Annotated in this window: 18 protein-coding genes and 1 pseudogene; 14 read left to right on the forward strand and 5 right to left on the reverse strand. The window is 64.2% G+C overall.

The window, feature by feature from the left end; translation table 11 throughout:
- The first annotated feature begins 8 nt into the window (after positions 1-8).
- Genes pabB through FDM28_RS10835 form a run of 3 tightly spaced genes read left to right on the forward strand, consistent with a single transcriptional unit; the run spans position 9 to position 3,973 of the window.
- The gene (gene pabB, locus FDM28_RS10825; RefSeq protein ID WP_138515147.1) at positions 9-1,775 is read left to right on the forward strand and encodes an aminodeoxychorismate synthase component I; all 1,767 of its coding nucleotides are present in this window, start codon (positions 9-11) and stop codon (positions 1,773-1,775) included.
- A complete protein-coding gene (locus tag FDM28_RS10830; protein ID WP_138515148.1) occupies positions 1,759-2,859 on the forward strand; it encodes a TIGR03790 family protein in 1,101 nt (366 codons plus the stop codon). The genes pabB and FDM28_RS10830 overlap by 17 nt, the downstream gene beginning before the upstream one ends.
- A 37-nt stretch (positions 2,860-2,896) precedes the next feature.
- Positions 2,897-3,973, forward strand: coding sequence for a rhomboid family intramembrane serine protease (locus FDM28_RS10835; protein ID WP_138515149.1), 1,077 nt, complete (start codon positions 2,897-2,899; stop codon positions 3,971-3,973).
- Between the two features lie 84 nt (positions 3,974-4,057).
- Here FDM28_RS10835 and FDM28_RS10840 read toward each other — a convergent pair whose 3' ends face one another.
- Both FDM28_RS10840 and trmB read right to left on the reverse strand, forming a co-directional pair.
- Positions 4,058-4,972, reverse strand: coding sequence for a pseudouridine synthase (locus FDM28_RS10840; protein ID WP_138515150.1), 915 nt, complete (start codon positions 4,970-4,972; stop codon positions 4,058-4,060).
- Positions 4,973-5,024: 52 nt separating this feature from the next.
- Entirely contained in the window at positions 5,025-5,813 is a 789-nt protein-coding gene (gene trmB / locus FDM28_RS10845) for a tRNA (guanosine(46)-N7)-methyltransferase TrmB (protein WP_138515151.1), read from the reverse strand.
- 197 nt (positions 5,814-6,010) lie between these two features.
- Between trmB and FDM28_RS10850 the strand changes: the two genes are divergently transcribed.
- From FDM28_RS10850 to FDM28_RS10885, 8 genes and pseudogenes are all read left to right on the forward strand, one after another.
- Complete coding sequence (locus tag FDM28_RS10850) at positions 6,011-6,532, forward strand: hypothetical protein (RefSeq protein ID WP_138515152.1); 522 nt, start codon at positions 6,011-6,013, stop codon at positions 6,530-6,532.
- 30 nt (positions 6,533-6,562) lie between these two features.
- Positions 6,563-7,579 (forward strand): annotated as a pseudogene (locus FDM28_RS10855) (methyl-accepting chemotaxis protein); the annotation flags it as partial.
- 227 nt (positions 7,580-7,806) lie between these two features.
- Complete coding sequence (locus FDM28_RS10860) at positions 7,807-8,211, forward strand: hypothetical protein (RefSeq protein ID WP_138515154.1); 405 nt, start codon at positions 7,807-7,809, stop codon at positions 8,209-8,211.
- A gap of 2 nt (positions 8,212-8,213) precedes the next feature.
- Positions 8,214-8,795: a cell division protein FtsI gene (locus FDM28_RS10865; protein WP_138515155.1), complete on the forward strand. Its 582-nt coding sequence runs from the start codon at positions 8,214-8,216 to the stop codon at positions 8,793-8,795.
- Positions 8,792-9,481, forward strand: a complete 690-nt coding sequence (locus FDM28_RS10870) for a flagellar basal body L-ring protein FlgH (RefSeq protein ID WP_240791973.1) — start codon at positions 8,792-8,794, stop codon at positions 9,479-9,481. Before FDM28_RS10865 ends, FDM28_RS10870 begins: the two co-directional genes overlap by 4 nt.
- Before the next feature lie 18 nt (positions 9,482-9,499).
- A complete protein-coding gene (locus tag FDM28_RS10875; RefSeq protein WP_138515156.1) occupies positions 9,500-10,111 on the forward strand; it encodes a chalcone isomerase family protein in 612 nt (203 codons plus the stop codon).
- A 146-nt stretch (positions 10,112-10,257) separates the two neighbouring features.
- On the forward strand, positions 10,258-10,974 hold the full coding sequence (locus tag FDM28_RS10880; RefSeq protein WP_138515157.1) for a response regulator transcription factor: 717 nt from the start codon (positions 10,258-10,260) through the stop codon (positions 10,972-10,974).
- Positions 10,974-12,068: an ATP-binding protein gene (locus FDM28_RS10885; protein ID WP_138515158.1), complete on the forward strand. Its 1,095-nt coding sequence runs from the start codon at positions 10,974-10,976 to the stop codon at positions 12,066-12,068. Before FDM28_RS10880 ends, FDM28_RS10885 begins: the two co-directional genes overlap by 1 nt.
- On the opposite strand, the gene gluQRS is transcribed toward FDM28_RS10885, so the two are convergent.
- From gluQRS to FDM28_RS10900, 3 genes are all read right to left on the reverse strand, one after another.
- On the reverse strand, positions 11,977-12,972 hold the full coding sequence (gene gluQRS / locus FDM28_RS10890) for a tRNA glutamyl-Q(34) synthetase GluQRS (RefSeq protein ID WP_138515159.1): 996 nt from the start codon (positions 12,970-12,972) through the stop codon (positions 11,977-11,979). The genes FDM28_RS10885 and gluQRS overlap by 92 nt on opposite strands.
- On the reverse strand, positions 12,965-14,008 hold the full coding sequence (locus tag FDM28_RS10895; protein ID WP_138515160.1) for an NAD(P)/FAD-dependent oxidoreductase: 1,044 nt from the start codon (positions 14,006-14,008) through the stop codon (positions 12,965-12,967). The genes gluQRS and FDM28_RS10895 overlap by 8 nt, the downstream gene beginning before the upstream one ends.
- A 63-nt stretch (positions 14,009-14,071) precedes the next feature.
- Positions 14,072-15,013, reverse strand: a complete 942-nt coding sequence (locus tag FDM28_RS10900; protein WP_138515161.1) for a LysR family transcriptional regulator — start codon at positions 15,011-15,013, stop codon at positions 14,072-14,074.
- Between the two features lie 110 nt (positions 15,014-15,123).
- Between FDM28_RS10900 and FDM28_RS10905 the strand changes: the two genes are divergently transcribed.
- From FDM28_RS10905 to FDM28_RS10915, 3 genes are all read left to right on the forward strand, one after another.
- Positions 15,124-15,825, forward strand: coding sequence for a pirin family protein (locus tag FDM28_RS10905; protein ID WP_138515162.1), 702 nt, complete (start codon positions 15,124-15,126; stop codon positions 15,823-15,825).
- 62 nt (positions 15,826-15,887) lie between these two features.
- Positions 15,888-16,421, forward strand: a complete 534-nt coding sequence (locus FDM28_RS10910) for a flavodoxin family protein (protein WP_138515163.1) — start codon at positions 15,888-15,890, stop codon at positions 16,419-16,421.
- Positions 16,422-16,533: 112 nt separating this feature from the next.
- Entirely contained in the window at positions 16,534-16,983 is a 450-nt protein-coding gene (locus tag FDM28_RS10915; RefSeq protein WP_138515164.1) for a hypothetical protein, read from the forward strand.
- The last annotated feature ends 6 nt before the right edge of the window (positions 16,984-16,989 follow it).

Genomic DNA, 16,989 nt, shown 5'->3' on the forward strand with positions numbered 1-16,989 from the left:
GATTGCCCATGACGATGCCCCGCGCGCTGCTGGAGTTCGGCGACCCGTACCACGCAGACCAAGCCCCGGTGCGCCTCGCGTTTGGCGAGCCGCAGCAGGTGCTGGTGGCCCATACGCTGGACGAGGTGCGGCCGGTGCTCGAGCAGGTGGATGTGCTGAGTCGCCAGGGCCTGTGGTGCGTGGGCTATGTGCGTTATGAAGCGGCGCCTGCATTCGATGCTGCGTTGCAGGTGCATACGGCCGAGGGGCCGCTGGTATGGTTTGGCGTGCATGCGCGGCCTTTGGACAATGCGGATGCGCAGCGGCCCACAGGGCCCGAGCCGCATGTGCTCTGGACCCCGCGCATCAGCCGCGAGGCGTTTGATGCCAACATGGAGCGCATCCATGACGCGATTGCTGCGGGGGATTTTTACCAGCTGAACTACACCGCCCAATTGGAAGCGCCCTTTGCGGGGCCCACATCATCCACCGTTGCAGACAGCGCCTGGACCTACTTTGCGGCCCTGCGCCGCTCGCAGCCACGGGCCTACGGCGCCTTTATCGACACCGGCGACGAGCAGGTGCTCTCGGTGTCGCCGGAGTTGTTTTTTGACTGGGATGGCCAGCGCATTCTGAGCCGCCCCATGAAGGGCACCGCCGCCCGGGGCGCCACCCCGCAGGAGGACGCCGCCAATGCCGAGCGCCTGCGCAACACCCCCAAAGAGCAGGCCGAGAACGTGATGATTGTGGATTTGATCCGCAACGACCTTTCCCGCGTGGCCCAGCCTTTCAGCGTGAAGGTGCCGCGCCTGTTTCATCTGGAGGCGCTGCCCACCGTGTGGCAGATGACCTCGGACGTGGTGGCCACTACTCGCGCGGGTACGCGCCTTTGGGACGTGTTTGCGGCCCTGTTTCCTTGCGGCTCGGTCACCGGCGCACCCAAGGTGCAGGCCATGCGCCAGATCAAGGCCTTGGAGCCGGATGCGCGCGGGGTGTATTGCGGCGCGGTGGGGGTGGTGCGGCCGGGAGGCCACGCGACGTTCAATGTGCCTATCCGCACCGTCACCGTGCGTGGCGGGCAAGCCCGGTGTGGCATCGGCAGCGGCATTACCTTTGACGCCGAGGCGCAAGGCGAGTGGCAGGAGTGGCGCAACAAGCGCATGTTTCTGGAGCGGGCCAGCCAGCCTTTTGAGCTGCTCGAAACCCTGGCCTTGCGCGATGGCGTGGTGCAGCACCAAGCCCTGCATCTGGAGCGCATGGCGGGCGCGGCGGCGCACTTCGGCTTGGTGTGGGATGTCGCCCATGTCATGCAAGCATTGGCAGGCGTGGTGCAAGCGCACCCCACCGGTGCCTGGCGCGTGCGGCTGCTCATGCGGCCGGATGGCGGCTTCACGGCGCAGGCATTCGCTTTGGCAGACACGCCGGTACCTGTAAAGCTGCAGCTGGCAGACTGCTCGTTGGACGAGGCGCATGGCGAGTTTGTGCGTTTTAAAACCACGCGCCGCGCCCATTACGACGCTTTCACGCCCACTGACCCGGCGGTGTTTGACACCATCCTCTTCAACTCGGCGGGCGAGGTCACCGAGTGCACCCGCGGCAACATCGCGGTGCTGCTGGATGGCCAGTGGGTCACGCCCCCCTTGTCGTGTGGCATGTTGCCCGGGATCGGTCGCCAGGTGTTGCTGGCGCAAGGCCGCATGCAAGAGCAGGTCGTGCGGGTGGAGCAACTGCGGCACGCGCAGGGCCTGGCGTTTATCAACAGTTTGCGGGGCTGGCTGGATGCCACGCTGGCATAGTGCCCTGCGCTGGCTGCTGGCGGGCTGGGCCGTATGGGCTGCGGCCACGGCGGGTGCGCAGCAAACGGTGCTGCCTGCCAAGCCGGTGTGGGTGAATGTGCCACGCATTCAAGGCCACCTCAGTGCCGCCGATGTGGGGGTGGTGATCAACACCAGCGACCCGTATTCGGTGGCGGTAGGCGAGTATTACGTCCTGCAACGGGGCATTCCCGCCGAGCAAGTGCTGCGTACCTCACTGCCCGTGAAAGCCGCATTGACGGCTGCGGAGTTGGAGCTGCTCTCGCAGCAGGTGCAGGCTTTCATGGGCCCCAGCGTGCAGGCGCTGGCGCTGGCCTGGAGGCAGCCTTACGCGGTCGAGTGCAACAGCCTCACCGCCGCCTTGACGCTGGGATTTGCCCCCGAGGTGTGCAGCCAGACCTGCGCGCCCACCCGCCCCTCGGTGTTGTTTAACCACGCCAGCGCCCGCCCGTTTACCGACTTGGGGGTGCGCCCCAGCATGTTGCTGGCCGGCAAAACGGTGGCCAGCGCCATGGCGCTGATTGACCGGGGTGTAGCCGCAGACCGGCAACTGGGCAAACGCGGTGTGCCGCCTGCCAGCATGGTGCTGCTGCGCACCACCGATGCGGCCCGCAATGTGCGCTCGGCCTGGTACCCGCCTATTCCCGCCATGGGGCAGCCCGACCCATTGCAGCCACTGGGCGCACAACTGCGGGTGCAAGACAGCAGCACCGAGCTGCCGCCCCGCGTTCTGCTGTACCAAACCGGCGCGGTGCGGGTGGAGCATCCCACTGCCATCGATTGGCTGCCCGGTGCGCTCGCTGATCACCTGACTTCGTTTGGCGGCCAACTCAACAACACGGGTGGCCAGATGACCGCCCTGGAGTGGCTGGAGGCCGGCGCTACGGCCAGTTACGGCACCGTGAGCGAGCCCTGCAACCATTGGCAGAAGTTTCCACACCCCCAGGTCTTGCTGCTGCACTACCTGCAAGGCGCCACGGCGTTGGAAGCCTATTGGCGCAGCGTGGCCTGGCCTGCGCAGGGCGTGTTGGTGGGCGAACCTTTGGCTGCGCCATTCGGGCGCTGAACGCCTGGCGCACCGACACGACCCGTAGACTGCTCCCATGTCCACCGCCTTCACGCCCCCCGCACTCACCGACTTGATGCGCACCCCCGCGCGGCAGGTGCCGGTGGTGCTGTGCCTGCTGTTGCTCAACGGGCTGGTTTTTGCCGCCTTGGCCGCCGCCGGGGGCGGCTGGTGGCACGCCACGCGGGGCGTGCAGCTGGATTGGGGCGCGAACTTTGCACCTGCCACGCAGGACGGGCAGTGGTGGCGGCTGGGCAGTGCCATGTTCATTCACTTCGGCATCTGGCACTTGCTGCTCAATATGTGGGCACTGTGGGACATCGGCCGCCTGTTGGAGCGGGTGATGGGCCGCTGGCGGTTTGCGCTTGTGTATCTGGGCGCGGGCGTGTGTGGCAACTTGCTGTCGCTGGTGGTGCAGGGCAACCGCGCGGTGTCGGGTGGGGCATCGGGGGCCGTGTTTGGGCTGTATGGCGCATTGCTGGTGTTTTTGTGGACCGAGCGCCGGCAGGTGGAGGCCGGTGAATTCCGCTGGTTGTTTGGCGGTGCGCTGGGCTTTTCAGTGTTGATGCTAGGGTTGGGCTGGGTCATGCCGGGTATCGACAACTCCGCCCATGGCGGCGGGCTGCTTGCCGGCATGTTGTGGGCGGGAGTGCTGTTGCGTCCCTGGACGCCTGCCAGCCCGGCCACGGGAGTGCGGCCCTGGTGTGCTGCATTCTTGTTGTCGGCCGCTGTGGCTGCGCTGTGCTGGGTGTTGCCTGCACCGGCGTACCGCTTGGGTGAAGAGATCAAGGCGCGCCAGAGTATCCAGCGCTTTTTGTCGGCGGATGAGCAAATCAATGAGCGCTGGAGCTTGATTTTGAACGATGTTCAAAAAAACTCGGCATCGTTTGAATCGGTGGCCGGCCGTATCGATGCGGAAGTGGCGCAGCCCTACCGCCAGAGTTTTGAGCAGCTCATGCGCGCCACTCCCGGCGGTGCCGCGCCCTCGGCGGCCAATCTGGCGCAATTGCAAGCCTATGCGGCCCAGCAAGCCGAAGCAGCCCAAGCGCAGGCCGATGCCTTGCGGCACGGGCGTACACCCGCGCCACGCCCCGGTACGTCCGGCGCAAAGTAGTGCTTCGGGTAGCTTTTTTTGCTATGAATTCAGGAGCTGCTTGCGCATACGCTACAAGCGCTAGAGCCCGAAATCGTTTGAAATTTACAGGCTATTCAAGGGCAGCAGTGTGCGTTGGCTTTCAAACTGGCGCGGCGCGCCGGTGAGCGGGTCGGTGAACGCCAGACTGCGGGCGAGTAGCTGAAGGGGGCGGGCGTAGTCGTTGGCGCCCTCGGGGGTGAGCACGGGGTAGATGCCGTCGTGCAGCAGCGGCAGGCCCAGCGCGTGCATGTGCACCCGCAGCTGGTGGCGTTGGCCGGTGAGCGGGTGCAGCACATAGCGGGCCCAGGCGCCGAGCACCTCCAGGGGGGCGATGTCGGTAATGGCATTCACTTCGCCCGGCACCTCGGTTTGTTGCATGAAGTGGGCGGCGTCGCCGATGCGGCTTTCGCGGTGCAGGGGCCAGGGCAGTGCCGGGTTCCAAGGGGCAATGCACTCGTAGGTTTTGCGCACCTGCCGGTCGCGAAACAGGGCTTGGTAGGCATTGCGGCTGGCGGCTTGCACCGAAAACATCACCAACCCGGCGGTGTCCTTGTCGATACGGTGGATGGGCGAGAGCTCCGGCACATCCAGTTGCCGCTGCAGCCGGGCGAGCAGGGTTTCGCGCACATGCTTGCCGCTGGGCACCACCGCCAGAAAGTGCGGCTTGTCCACCACCAGCAGGTGCTCGTCGTGCCAGAGCACGTTTTCCTGAAAAGGAAGCACGGGCTCATCAGGCACCTCACGGTAGTAGTAGAGGCGCCGGCCCGGCGTGGCGGGGTCTTGCGCGTGCGCGGTGAGGCCATCGCTATCGCTGACATGGCCGGCATCCAGGCGGGTTTGCCAGGTCGTGGCGGGCACGCCTGCAAAGCGGTGGCTCAAAAATGCCAGCAGGTGGGGCCAGTTGCCGGTGGGGACGACCACGCAGCTCGGGCGCACGCCGTCACGCGGAGCCGGGGCCTGGGGTTTGAAGCGCGCCATGCGTGCGGGGCTTGGGCGAGCGTGTGCGTTGGCGCTGTGGCTGGAAGCTGGCTTAGATGCGCTCGAACACCACGTCCCACACGCCGTGGCCCAGCTTGATGCCACGATTCTCAAACTTGGTGAGCGGGCGGTAGTGGGGCTTGGGGGCGTAGCCGGCCAACTCGGGGTGGGTGGCCAGGGCGCGGTTTTTGAGCTTGGGCTCGGCGGTGAGCACTTCCAGAATTTGCTCGGCATAGGGCTGCCAGTCGGTGGCCGCGTGCAGGTAGCCGCCGGGCTTCAAGCGAGCCGCCAGCTTGGCCACCAGCGGGCTTTGGATCAGGCGGCGCTTGTTGTGCTTGGTCTTGTGCCAGGGGTCGGGGAAGAAGATGTGCACACCATCCAGGCAGGCCAGCGGCAGCATGTGGTCAATCACCTCGACGGCATCGTGGTTGCAGATGCGGATGTTGGGGATGCTGTGCTCGCCAATGCGCTTCAAGAGCGCGCCCACGCCGGGCTCGTGCACCTCGCAGCACAAGAAGTTGGTGCCGGGCAGGGTGAGGGCGATCTGAGCCGTGGCCTCGCCCATGCCGAAGCCGATTTCCAGCACCACCGGGCGTTGGGCATCGTTGGTGCCGCTAGCGCCCGCTGCGCCTGCGAAAGTTGCTTCGAAATTGATAGCGCTGGGTTGGTAGGGCACGAGAAACTGCGGGCCCAGCTCGGCCATGGCGCGCTCCTGCCCGCTGCCCATGCGGCCTGCGCGCTTCACAAAACTCTTGATGGTGCGCATGAAGGGCTTGGCGGCCTCCTGGGGCGCGGCGTCGGCATCGACAGAGTCAGTGGGGGCGGGATTCGGGTTCGTCATGGTGAGGGGGCATGAAAGGGGAGCAGGGCCTGCATTGTAGGCAGTTGGGCACAGTGGCCGTAGAGCAAAAAATGCGCATTCGAACAATTTATCGTGCAAAATATAAAAAGTGTTAAATATTTGTTTTGTCAAAACTCACAGAGTGATTTACTCTGGGAGGACATACAACACGGGGCGCTGCCCCATGGAGGTCGGTAATGTTCAAATCGTTGCGCTGGGTGATGGCCCTATTGGGCACGATTGGTGTGGCGGCTGCGCTGGCCGTGGCCGCTCAGGGGTACCACTTCATTAACAAATTGGATGCGTCGGCCACCAAGGCCTACGTTGCCAAAGACGTGGTGGCCGACATCCTGCCGCCGCCCATGTACCTGATTGAAATGCGGCTGGTGCTGTCCATGATGCTGGACGGCAGCCTCAGCCCCGCAGAGGGCAAAAAGCGGTTTGACGAGTTGGCGGCCGAATACGCCCAGCGCGTGGACTACTGGAGCAAGAACCCGCCTTATGGCTTGGAGGCCAAATTGTTGGGGGCGCAGCACACGGCGGCGCAGGCCTTCATGGCCGCTGCGCGCTCGCAAATTGTGGAGCCGCTGGCGGCAGGTCAGGGGGATGTGGCCAAAACCCATTTGGCGGCGGTGCACGCGCTCTACTTGCAGCACCGCGCTGGGGTGGATGCCACCGTCACCGATGGCAACGCCTTTGTCGCGGCCTCCATCAAATAGTTTGACGATGTCCACGCCCTCAGTGTGACGGCCATGCTGATCACCGCCTTGCTGGCGGCCGGCGTGGTGCTGTTGGTGTACCGCGCGGTGCTCAACAGCATTCAAAAACCCGTGCGCGCCAGCACCCAAGCGGCCAAGCTCATTGCCGCCGGCGACTTGGCGACCCATACGGTCATGGACGATGGCCGCAGCGACAGCCTGGGTGTGCTGCAAGAGGCCTTGCAGACCATGCGCGCTGGGTTGAATCAAACGGTGAGCTCGGTGCGCGAGGTGGCGGAGAGTGTGTCCACCGCAAGTGCAGAAATTGCACAAGGCAACCACGACCTGTCTGCCCGCACCGAGAGCCAGGCCAGCGCCCTGGAGCAAACGGCCGCCTCCATGGAGCAGCTCACCGCTGTGGTGAACCAAAACGCCGAGTCCGCCCGCGAGGCCAATCTGCTGGCCAAGCAGGCTGCCGACGTGGCCCAACGTGGTGGTGAGGCCGTGGCCCAGGTGGTCGAGACCATGAAAGGCATCAACGACTCCTCGCGCCATATCGCGGGCATTGTGAGCGTCATTGAAGGCATTGCCTTCCAAACCAACATCCTGGCGTTGAATGCCGCGGTGGAAGCGGCTCGCGCGGGCGAGCAGGGGCGCGGGTTTGCGGTGGTGGCCAGCGAGGTGCGGTCGCTCGCCGGCCGCAGCTCCGAGGCAGCCAAGGAAATCAAAGCCTTGATTGATGCGAGCGTGGAGCGCGTGGCCCATGGGTCGTCCCTGGCCGACAACGCGGGGGCCACCATGGGCGACATGCTGCAAGCGACGCAGCGGGTGAGCAACATCCTGGGTGAAATCAGCTCTGCGAGCCGGGAGCAGTCCAGCGGCATCACGCAAGTGGGCGAGGCGGTCATGCAGATGGACCAGGTCACGCAGCAAAACGCCGCTCTGGTGGAAGAGATTGCCGCCGCCGCCAGTAGCTTGAAGATGCAGGCCAGTGAACTGGTGCGGCAGATGGCGCAATTCACGGTGGAGCAGGCCCGGGGCCATGCCCAGCCGCTGCGGCTGACCTGAGGGGGCACGACACGGGCGGCGCCAGTATGTCCGGATAGACATACTGTGTCGGATATATGGATTTGCTGCCCGATTATTGTTTCTTGTTTTTCTTGAAAATATAGCCGTGGTGAATGCCATATATCCAGAGAAATAATAACTCTGTGTTTCCCGGTTTCTATCGGTATTTATAACCGGCGCTGAAAACTATTATTTACACATCCCTTAACCCTTTCAAGGAGTGTGTGATGAGTAATATCAATTCAGTATCCGGTTATGTGCCACCCGCACCGGCAGCCAAAACCAATTTTGAAACCAACAGCCAGGCCTACGGCCCGGTGGTTGCCAGCGTGCAGGGGGTGGGCGATGCCGTGGTCGATGCCGCCAGCGCGGTGGTCAACTTCAGTGCGGAGAGCCTGCAAAAGCTGGGCGACTCCATCAGCGCAGGCGTTGATTCGGTAGAAAACGCGTTCTCAGACGCCGGCACCGACGTCAGCGAGGCGGTGGACAGCGTGGAAAACTCCGCGGTGAGCCTCTACAACCAGGTGGCACAAATGGCGGAGGACGGCTGGAATTCGGTCAAATCCGCCGCCCACGATGCCGCCGCCTACGTCGGGCTGGCGGACGAGAGCGATTCCAACACCGCAGGCTGAGCATGTCTGCCCGGCACAGTTGGGCCCTGGCAGTGGCCGGCAGCATGACGCTGTCGGGCTGCTCCATCCTCAGCCCCATCCCCTTGTGGGAAATGACCAAAGCCGCTGGCAGCGGCGCTGCCTTGGGGATGCAGAGCGCTGCCGGCGAGGCGGTGGACACGGTGTACCACCTGCACGCCCCTTTCAAGTCCGTGTGCATCGAATTCAATCCCGGCACCCAGGTCTCTGATGTGCTGCCTGCTTTGCAACGGGCGTTGAAGCTGCATGCGATAGACAGCCGGGTGTACGAGGCGACAGGGCCCGTGGCAGCCTGCCCGGTGTGGCTGCGCTACACCACCCTCATGGAGTGGGACAAAGCGCCCATGAGCGAGCGTTACCAGAGCTATGTGAGCGAAGCGTCGCTCACCCTGCAAAGCGCCCAGGGCGCGGTGCTGTCCAGCAGCCGCTACATGGTGGACCCGGTGTTTGCCACCAGCAAGTGGGCGTCCACCTTTGACAAGTTGGCGCCGGTTGTGTCCGCACTGATTACCGGCTTCGCTACCGAGAAGCGCAGCACCTATCTCAGCAACAAGGGGGCCACATGAGCACGCATTGTTTTCAATTCCCGGCGGTCATCTTTGCTTTCAGCAGTTTGCTGAGCGCTTGCAGCACCCCACCGCCTGTGGTGCCCGGCCCGCTGCTTGCCGCACCGGTGGCCCTGCCTACGAACCTGGAGCGGGTCAACACCGGCTCGCTCTACAAACTCTCTGCCGGCTCCCTCTACAACGGCCGGCGCAAACCCCGGGCCGTAGGCGACACGCTGAAGGTGGAAATCGCCGAAACCCTGAGTGCGAGCAATACCGTCAAAACCGATGTGAGTCGGGACAGCGCCTTCACCTCCAAAGGCACGGGCAATGCCGCGCAGGGCTCGCTGCTGGCGCCGTGGTTCAACCAGAACGACAGCGCCTCCGGCAACAGTAGCTTCAAGGGCAACGGCACCTCCAAAAACGACAGCAACTTCAATGGCCAGCTGGCAGCCTCGGTCATCAATGTGCTGGCCAATGGCAATCTGGTGATTGCGGGGGAACGCACCATCGCCATGCAGGGCAATGGCAGCACGCTGCGCTTCTCCGGGGTGGTGGACCCCAAAGACATCAAGGATGGCAACGTAGTCCAGTCCGCCGATGTGGTGAACGCCCGGCTGGAGATGGTGGGGCAGGGCGATGTGTCAGACGCCTCCTCCCGCAGCTGGCTGCAGAGGGTGCTGACCAACTCGCTCGCCATCTGGTGAGCCGCGAAGGAGAACGCAATGCAACACCTTATTCGTTGCTGGCTGGCGGCCGCTTTGTGTGTCCTGGCGTGCTGGCCTGCCTGGCCGGCCGTGGAGATGGACGGCATCGTGCTGGAGGACTGTGTGCAGGTGGGCGGCAAAAGCCTCAAGCTCAATGGCGCAGGCATCAGCATGCGGCTGATGTTCAAGGTGTACGCCATGGGCTTGTACCTGCCGGCCCAGCGGGCCACCCCGCAGGATGTGCTGGCCACCGACGGGCCGCGCCGGCTCAGTATCACCATGCTGCGCAACGTGCGCAGCGAGGACTTCCAGCGGGGGCTGACCTCCTATGTGAGTGCCGAGGGGGCCGCCTTGCCCGAAGCGGCGGCAGCCGGCATCCTGCATCTCAGCCGCTCCCTGGCGGAGCAAACCGCCGGGCTCAGCAAAGGCGATGTGCTCACCCTGGACTGGTTGCCCGGCACCGGCACGGTGGTGGAGCTCAACAAGCGCCCGGTGTCCGCCCCGCTGCGCGACATTGCGGTCTACAACGCGCTGCTCAACATCTGGCTGGGCGAGCGGCCGGCCGATCCGACCCTGAAGGACAAACTCCTGGGCCGCGCCACGGTGATGCGGGCGGCTTGGAGTTATTAATAAGGGTTTTGTAAAGCTTGTGTATCTCGCATATTTCTATATGGATTCAAAACTTGTAAAGAGTTTGCAAAGTTTCTGATTCGGCTGGATTTATCCGGAAACCCGCTATTTACAAAATCTATACTGAATTTTTCTTCTGCACGTATATGGCCCAAGTACTCATAGTGGACGATGACGAGGAAATTAACCAACTCCTCGGTAATTACCTCAAACCCTACGGATTTGAAACCCATGTGGCCCTGAATGGCCATGAAATGAAAGACAAGCTGCAGGCCCACGCCATCGATCTGGTGGTAATGGATGTCATGCTGCCCGAGACCGATGGCCTCAAGCTCACCCGCGACATCCGCCGCCACTCGCGCATGCCCGTCATCATGCTCACCGCCCGGTCCGACCATTTCGACCGGGTGCTGGGCCTGGAAAACGGCGCGGATGACTACATGACCAAGCCCTTTGAGCCCCGCGAACTGGTGGCACGCATCCAGGCGGTGTTGCGCCGCGTGGCGGCCAAAGAGGAGAGCTACGCCACCGTGGCCAACCTGATGAACTTCAACGGCTGGCAGCTCGACCGCGAGAGCCGCCAACTGCTGGCTCCCAGCGGCTTGACGGTGGCGCTCTCCAACGCCGAATACCGGCTGCTGTGCAGCTTTTTGCAGGCCCCCCGCAAATTGCTGAGCCGCGAGCAACTGCTGAGCCTGGCCGGCGGAGAGCAGGTAGGCGCCGGCGAGCGCAGCATCGATTTGCTGGTGTCCCGCTTGCGGCAAAAACTGGCGCGCGCGGCCGATGGCCTGGACTTGATCCGCACCATTCGCGGCAAGGGCTATTTGTTTGACATTGCCGGCGTGCAGCCGCTGACCGCGTGATGCGCTGGCGGGCGGCGTGGCTGCGCCGTCTGGTGCCGCGCACCTTGTACGGGCGCCTGGCCTGCTTGGTGGCCGTGGCGGTGGTGATCAGCCATTTTCTGGCGATCAAACTCATGTTCGAAATGGGGCCCCACCTGTTTGGCCCGCCACCCGGGCCGGGGCCGCGCCCGCCGCCGGGCGGCCTGGACCTGTTGACGCACTGGAACCTGTGGCTGGACGTGGCCTTCCGCCTGAGCGCCTTGCTTTTGGTGACCTGGGTCGGGGTACGCTGGCTGGCCCAGCCGGTGCAAGGACTGGCCGATGCCGCGCGCGGCCTGGGGCAGGATGTGCGCAGCCCGCCGCTGGTGGAGAGTGGCACGGTGGAGTGCCGGGAGGCCATCCGCGTGTTCAACCAGATGCAGGCCCGCATCTGCCGCCAGCTCGATGAGCGCGATAACTTTGTGGCCGCGGTATCGCACGACCTGCGTACCCCCTTGACCCGCCTGGCCTTGCGAGTGGAAGCCCTGCCCGATGGGCAACACCGGGCGCAGTTCGGCCGCGATATTGCGGAGATGAACAACATGATCACCATAACGCTGGACTACATGCGCAATGTGGCGGCGGTGGAGCCTTTTGTGCTGCTGGACGTGGAGTCCATGCTGGCCAGTCTGGCGGACGACTATGCCGCCACCGGGGCCGATGTGGTCTTGCAAGACTGCCCTGCCGGTCAGGGCTGCGCGCCCTTGCACACCCAGCCGCAGGCGCTGCGCCGTTGTGTGGCCAATCTGGTGGACAACGCGGTGCGCTACGGGGGGCGGGCCCTGCTGGCCTGCTACACCCTGGACGGGGTGGTGTGCCTGGAGGTGGCCGACGACGGTGCCGGCGTGAGCGAGTCTGAGCTGCAAAAAATTGTGCAGCCCTTTTACCGCAGCGAGGGCTCGCGCAACCGGCACAGCGGCGGGGTGGGGCTGGGGCTGTCGATTGCCAGTGACATCGCCCAGCGCCTCAAGGGCCGCTTGACTCTCAGCAACCGCCCGGAGGGCGGGTTGTTGGCGACGCTGCTATTTCCACTACCTGGGCTTTCCACTGCGTCGCCCAGCAGGCCAAGGCGCTAGCCACCTCGTCGCCGGGTGCCGCAGCCGGCAAGCCCAGCGCCACAGCCGCGTGGTTCAGCGTAGCCAGCGGGTTGCTCACGTCGAGGGCGGCAGCGCCGTTTTGTTTGCTCAGCTTTTCGCCATTGGCGCCCAGCACCAAGGGGGTGTGCAGGTACTGCACAGGGGGTGCGCCCAAGGACGCTTGCAGGGCGAGTTGGCGCACGGTGTTGTCGGCCAGGTCTTCACCGCGCACGATGTGGGTGATGCCTTGGGCCGCATCGTCCACCACCACCGCCAGCTGGTAGGCCCAGAGCCCGTCGGCGCGCAGTAACACAAAGTCGCCCACCTCACGGGTCAGGTGCTGGCTCTGGGGGCCCAGGCGCCGGTCCGTCCAATGCCATTCGCCCGTGGTGTTTGCTATGGTTTTGGTAGCTGCTTGCGCTTGTTCCGCCTGCGCTAGAGGCCTGTTTGGCTCTCGGTGTGCAAGATCGGTGCGAAAGCGCCATGCCCGGCCGGTGCGGCCGTTCAGCCCGTGGCGGCAGGTGCCCGGGTAGACCAGTTCGCCGTGGCGGGGTTTGCCGGTACCCTGGGCAGCCAGTGCATCGGCAATGTCTTTGCGCGAGCAGGCGCAGGGGTAGGCCATGCCGGTGTGGATCAGCCGGTCCAGCGCCGCCTGGTACAGCGCACTGCGCTGGCTCTGCCAGACCGGCGGCTTATCGGGCACGAGGCCGCAGGCCGCGAGCTGTTGCAGGATGAATGTGCCGCCCTCCGGCACGCAGCGTGGTGTGTCCACGTCTTCGATGCGGACCAGCCAGCTGCCGCTGTGCGCACGGGCATCCAGCCAGCTGGCCAGCGCCGCAAGCAAAGAGCCCGCATGCAGCGGGCCCGTGGGGGAGGGGGCAAAGCGCCCGATGTACTCAGGCAATTTTCAGCGCAAGCTCCAGGCCCGACACAAAGGCATCTTCCACCCGGTGGCCGATGCACCAGTCGCCGCACAGCCCGAGGCCGGCCTTGCTGTCCCACAGGTAGCTCTCGCCCAGCGGGGCTTCGGTCTTGGCATACAGCCAGCGGTGCATTTGGGCGTGGGCCGGTTCGGCGCGGATGCCGGTGATCTCAGCAAACGCCTTGATGAGTTTGGCCTGCACCCGGTCGGGGCTGTCTTTCAGGTGTTCTTGCGACCAGGCTGCGCTGGCTTGCACTGTCCAGCGTTCTACCTTGCCGCGGCCGGGTTTGCTGGACTCGCGCGACAGCCAGGCCACGCGGTGGTGGGTGCTGCGTGCGGCATTCCATTGGGGGCCGAGGGTGGTCAGGCCGGGCTGCACGGCCTGGGGGTAGGCCAGCATCAGCGTCCAGCACGGGGCCACCGACACCTTGGCGGTTTTTTTGGCCAGCGCAGCACCCTTGGGGGTGGAGGCCAGCAGCTCTTGGGCTTGGGGGTGGGGGATGGCCAGCACGACCTCGTCAAAGCCGCCGTACACATGGGTGCTGCCGTCATCGCCGGCGGTGCGGAGCTGCCATTTTTTCTTGTGCAGGGAGTCTTGCTCCAGGGCGGTCACGCGGGTGTTCACCAGCAGTTGGCCCGCATCCAGCAGCGGTTTGGCCCAAGCACGCAACAAGGCATTCATGCCGGGGGTGGGCACCCAGTGGGCGTCGCGGCCGGGCAGCGCGGCGGCTGCCACGCGGCCGTGCGAGTCCAGCACGCGCACGGTGTTGGCGCTCCAGGGGCGGCACAGGCCGGGCGTGGTTTGCAGGGCTTGGGTGAAACGTGCGTCGCGCACGGTGAAGTACTGCGCGCCGTGGTCGAAGGTGCCGAACGCACTTTCGCGGGTGGACATGCGCCCGCCGGGGCCGCGGCTTTTTTCAAACACGGTGACGGTGTGGCCGGCCTGAACCAGGGTGCGGGCACAGGCAATGGCTGCCATGCCGGCGCCCACGATGGCGATGTGTCGGGATGTTGTCATGGGCGCAGTCTCCAGTGGTTGTAATGACCTCTTTATACACGCTGGGCTGCGGGGGAAAACCGTTTACGCGGTGCGGTGTTCCTCTACCAGTGCGGTGCGCGTGGTTTCGCTCTCCAGCTGGCTGAGCCACCACTGCAGGGCACGCCCCTGGTTCACCGATTTTGCCAAACGCCAGGCGTAGTGCAGGGGAACGGTGCGTTGCGGGCGTTCGGTTTTTTTCACCACCAAGCGGCCTGTCGTGATGTAGCTGTCGGCCATGCAGCGCGGCAGGTTGCCGCCACCCAGGCCGCGTAACTGGGCATCTAACTTGGCGTGCATGGTGGGCACGGTGAACACGTCTTGCCCGTTGAGCAGGCCGTAGGTCATGCCCATCCCACGCTGGGTGGAGTCCGCCACGGCGACCGCACGGTGCTTTTGAATCACCTCATCACTCAAGGGCTCGGGCGCGTTCGCCAGCGGGTGGTGCGGGGCCACGGCGTACACAAAATGCAAGCTGCCCAAGGGTTTGCTGTGCACGCCCGCGGTGCGGGCCGAGTCGGCGCCCACGCCCAGCGCCAGATCGGCTTGGCCGCTGGTAAGGGCCTCCAGCGTGCCGGAGAGGGTTTCTTCCCGCAGGCGGATGCGGGTGGGCGGCGACAGGCTGAAAAAGCTTTCGCACAACTCCATCATCACCGGCTTGGAGATGACGGTGTCGATGGCGATGGTGAGCTGCGGTTCCCAGCCGGTGGCCACGCGTTTGACGCGGTTGGCCACGGCGTCAATCTCTTCCAGCAGGCGGGCCCCTTCGCGCAGCAACTCGGCGCCGGCGGCGGTGAGCTTGGCCTGGCGGGAGCTGCGGTCGTAGAGCAGCACGTCCAGCGCATCCTCGATCTGGCGCACCCGGTAGGTGAGGGCGCTGGGCACCATGCCCATCTCGCGGGCCGCGGCTGCAAAGCTGCCCGCCTCGGCGATGGATTGCAGCATGGAGAGGGCGTCGGGGGTCAAAAAATCGCGCGCAGTTTGCATGATCGATGCCGTTAAGTTGAGTTTTTTTGAATGATGCCATCAAACGCGATGGATGGAAATGCGGGCCTGCAGGCCTAAAGTTCTACCCATACCAAACCAGAGGCACTTCCATGTTGACCGTACGCAAATCGCAAGACCGGGGCTATGCCGACCATGGCTGGCTCAAGTCGTTCCACAGCTTTTCGTTCGCCGGGTATTACGACCCCGCGCACATGGGCTGGGGGAATTTGCGCGTCATCAATGAAGACCGCATTGCGCCCGGCACCGGCTTCGGCACCCATGGCCACCGCGACATGGAAATCATCAGCTATGTGATGTCCGGCAACCTGGCGCACAAAGACAGCATGGGCAACGTCAAAGGCATTCCACCCGGCGACGTGCAGCGCATGAGTGCGGGGAGTGGCGTGATGCACAGCGAGTTCAACCACGCGCCCAACGACACGACCCATTTCTTCCAGATCTGGATCGAGCCCAACGTGACCGGCATTCCGCCGAGCTACGAGCAAAAAACCTTTGCCGTCGCCGACAAGCAAGGCGCCCTGAAGCTCGTGGCCTCGCCGGACGGTACGGACGGCAGTGTGCTGATCCATGCCGATGCCAAGCTCTACAGCGGTCTGCTGGATGGTGCAGATGCCATCACCCTGCCGCTGGACCCCGCCCGCAAATGCTATGTGCAGGTGCTGCGGGGGGCGGTGTCGGTCAACGGCACGCCTTTGCACACCGGCGATGCTGCCCTGTTGAGCGGTGAGTCCGCATGTGTCATCGATGCCGCCCACGATGCAGAGGTGCTGGTCTTCGATCTGGCGGCCTGATTTTTCCCGGCGCTTGCAGTGGTGCAAGTGCCTTTTTTGAGTCTTTACCTAGGAGTTTTCAAATGGCAAAAGTAGCAGTTGTTTTCCATTCCGGTTACGGTCACACCCAGCGCGTGGCGCAATTCGTGGCAGAAGGTGCCGGCGCTGAGCTGATCACCATCGACGCCAACGGCGACATCACCGACGCCCAGTGGGCCACTCTGGATGCCGCAGATGCCGTGATCTTCGGCTCCCCCACGTACATGGGCATGGCTTCCTGGCAGTTCAAGAAGTTTGCTGATGCATCCAGCAAGCGTTGGTTCACCGCTGCCTGGAAAGACAAGGTTGCCGGCGGCTTCACCATTTCCGCCAGCCCTAGCGGTGACAAGCTATCCACTATCCAGTACTTCATTACCTTGTCTCAGCAGCACGGCATGATCTGGGTCGGCCAGCCCGCCATGAACGACGGCACCATCAACCGCATCGGCTCCAACTCCGGCGTGATGGCCCAAGTCGGCCCCACCAGCCCTGCGGAAGACATTCCCCAAGGCGACCTGGACACCGCCAAAGCCTACGGTGCACGCGTGGCATCCATTACGGCCAAGCTGAAAGCCTAAGCGTCCTTCAGACCTCTCTGGTCTGACATGCTTGAGCCCGCTTCGGCGGGCTTTTTTGTGTCTGCCAGAAAATTGCGTAAGCTGTGGTCTTTCAGACAACTGGAGTTCCGTTTTGAAGATCCGCTTTGCTACCAAAGTTATAGCTGCTTGCGCAATTCTGGCGGGCGCTAGCGCCCCTTTTTATGCCTATTCACAGACGGACGCTTCTGCGTTCAGTGCCATCAGTGCCATGCCTGTGGCTTCTGTGGTCGGGGCCAGTGCGGGTGCGGTAGTCGCCATTCCCGTCGCGTTTTCTACGGCGGGAGCAGTGTTGGTGGTGAAGGGCGTGGAGGCCTCTGCCAAGGGCACGGTCTATGTGCTGGAGCGCATGTCTGATGGCGCGCGGGCCAGCGTGGAGGTCTCGGGCAAAGCAGCCTCCGGTGCCTCTGCAGCCGTGGGCACCGTGGTGTTTGTCAGCGTGATCAGCACCGGCGTGGTGTTGTCCGTTGCGGGCAAGGTGATCGCCTTTATCCCCAACGAAATCGGCAAGGCCCTGTTGCACAACGAACGCGTCAGCCAGTGAGCCGCT

It is taken from the genome of Rhodoferax bucti (assembly GCF_005876985.1).
Classification (GTDB): domain Bacteria; phylum Pseudomonadota; class Gammaproteobacteria; order Burkholderiales; family Burkholderiaceae_C; genus Allorhodoferax; species Allorhodoferax bucti.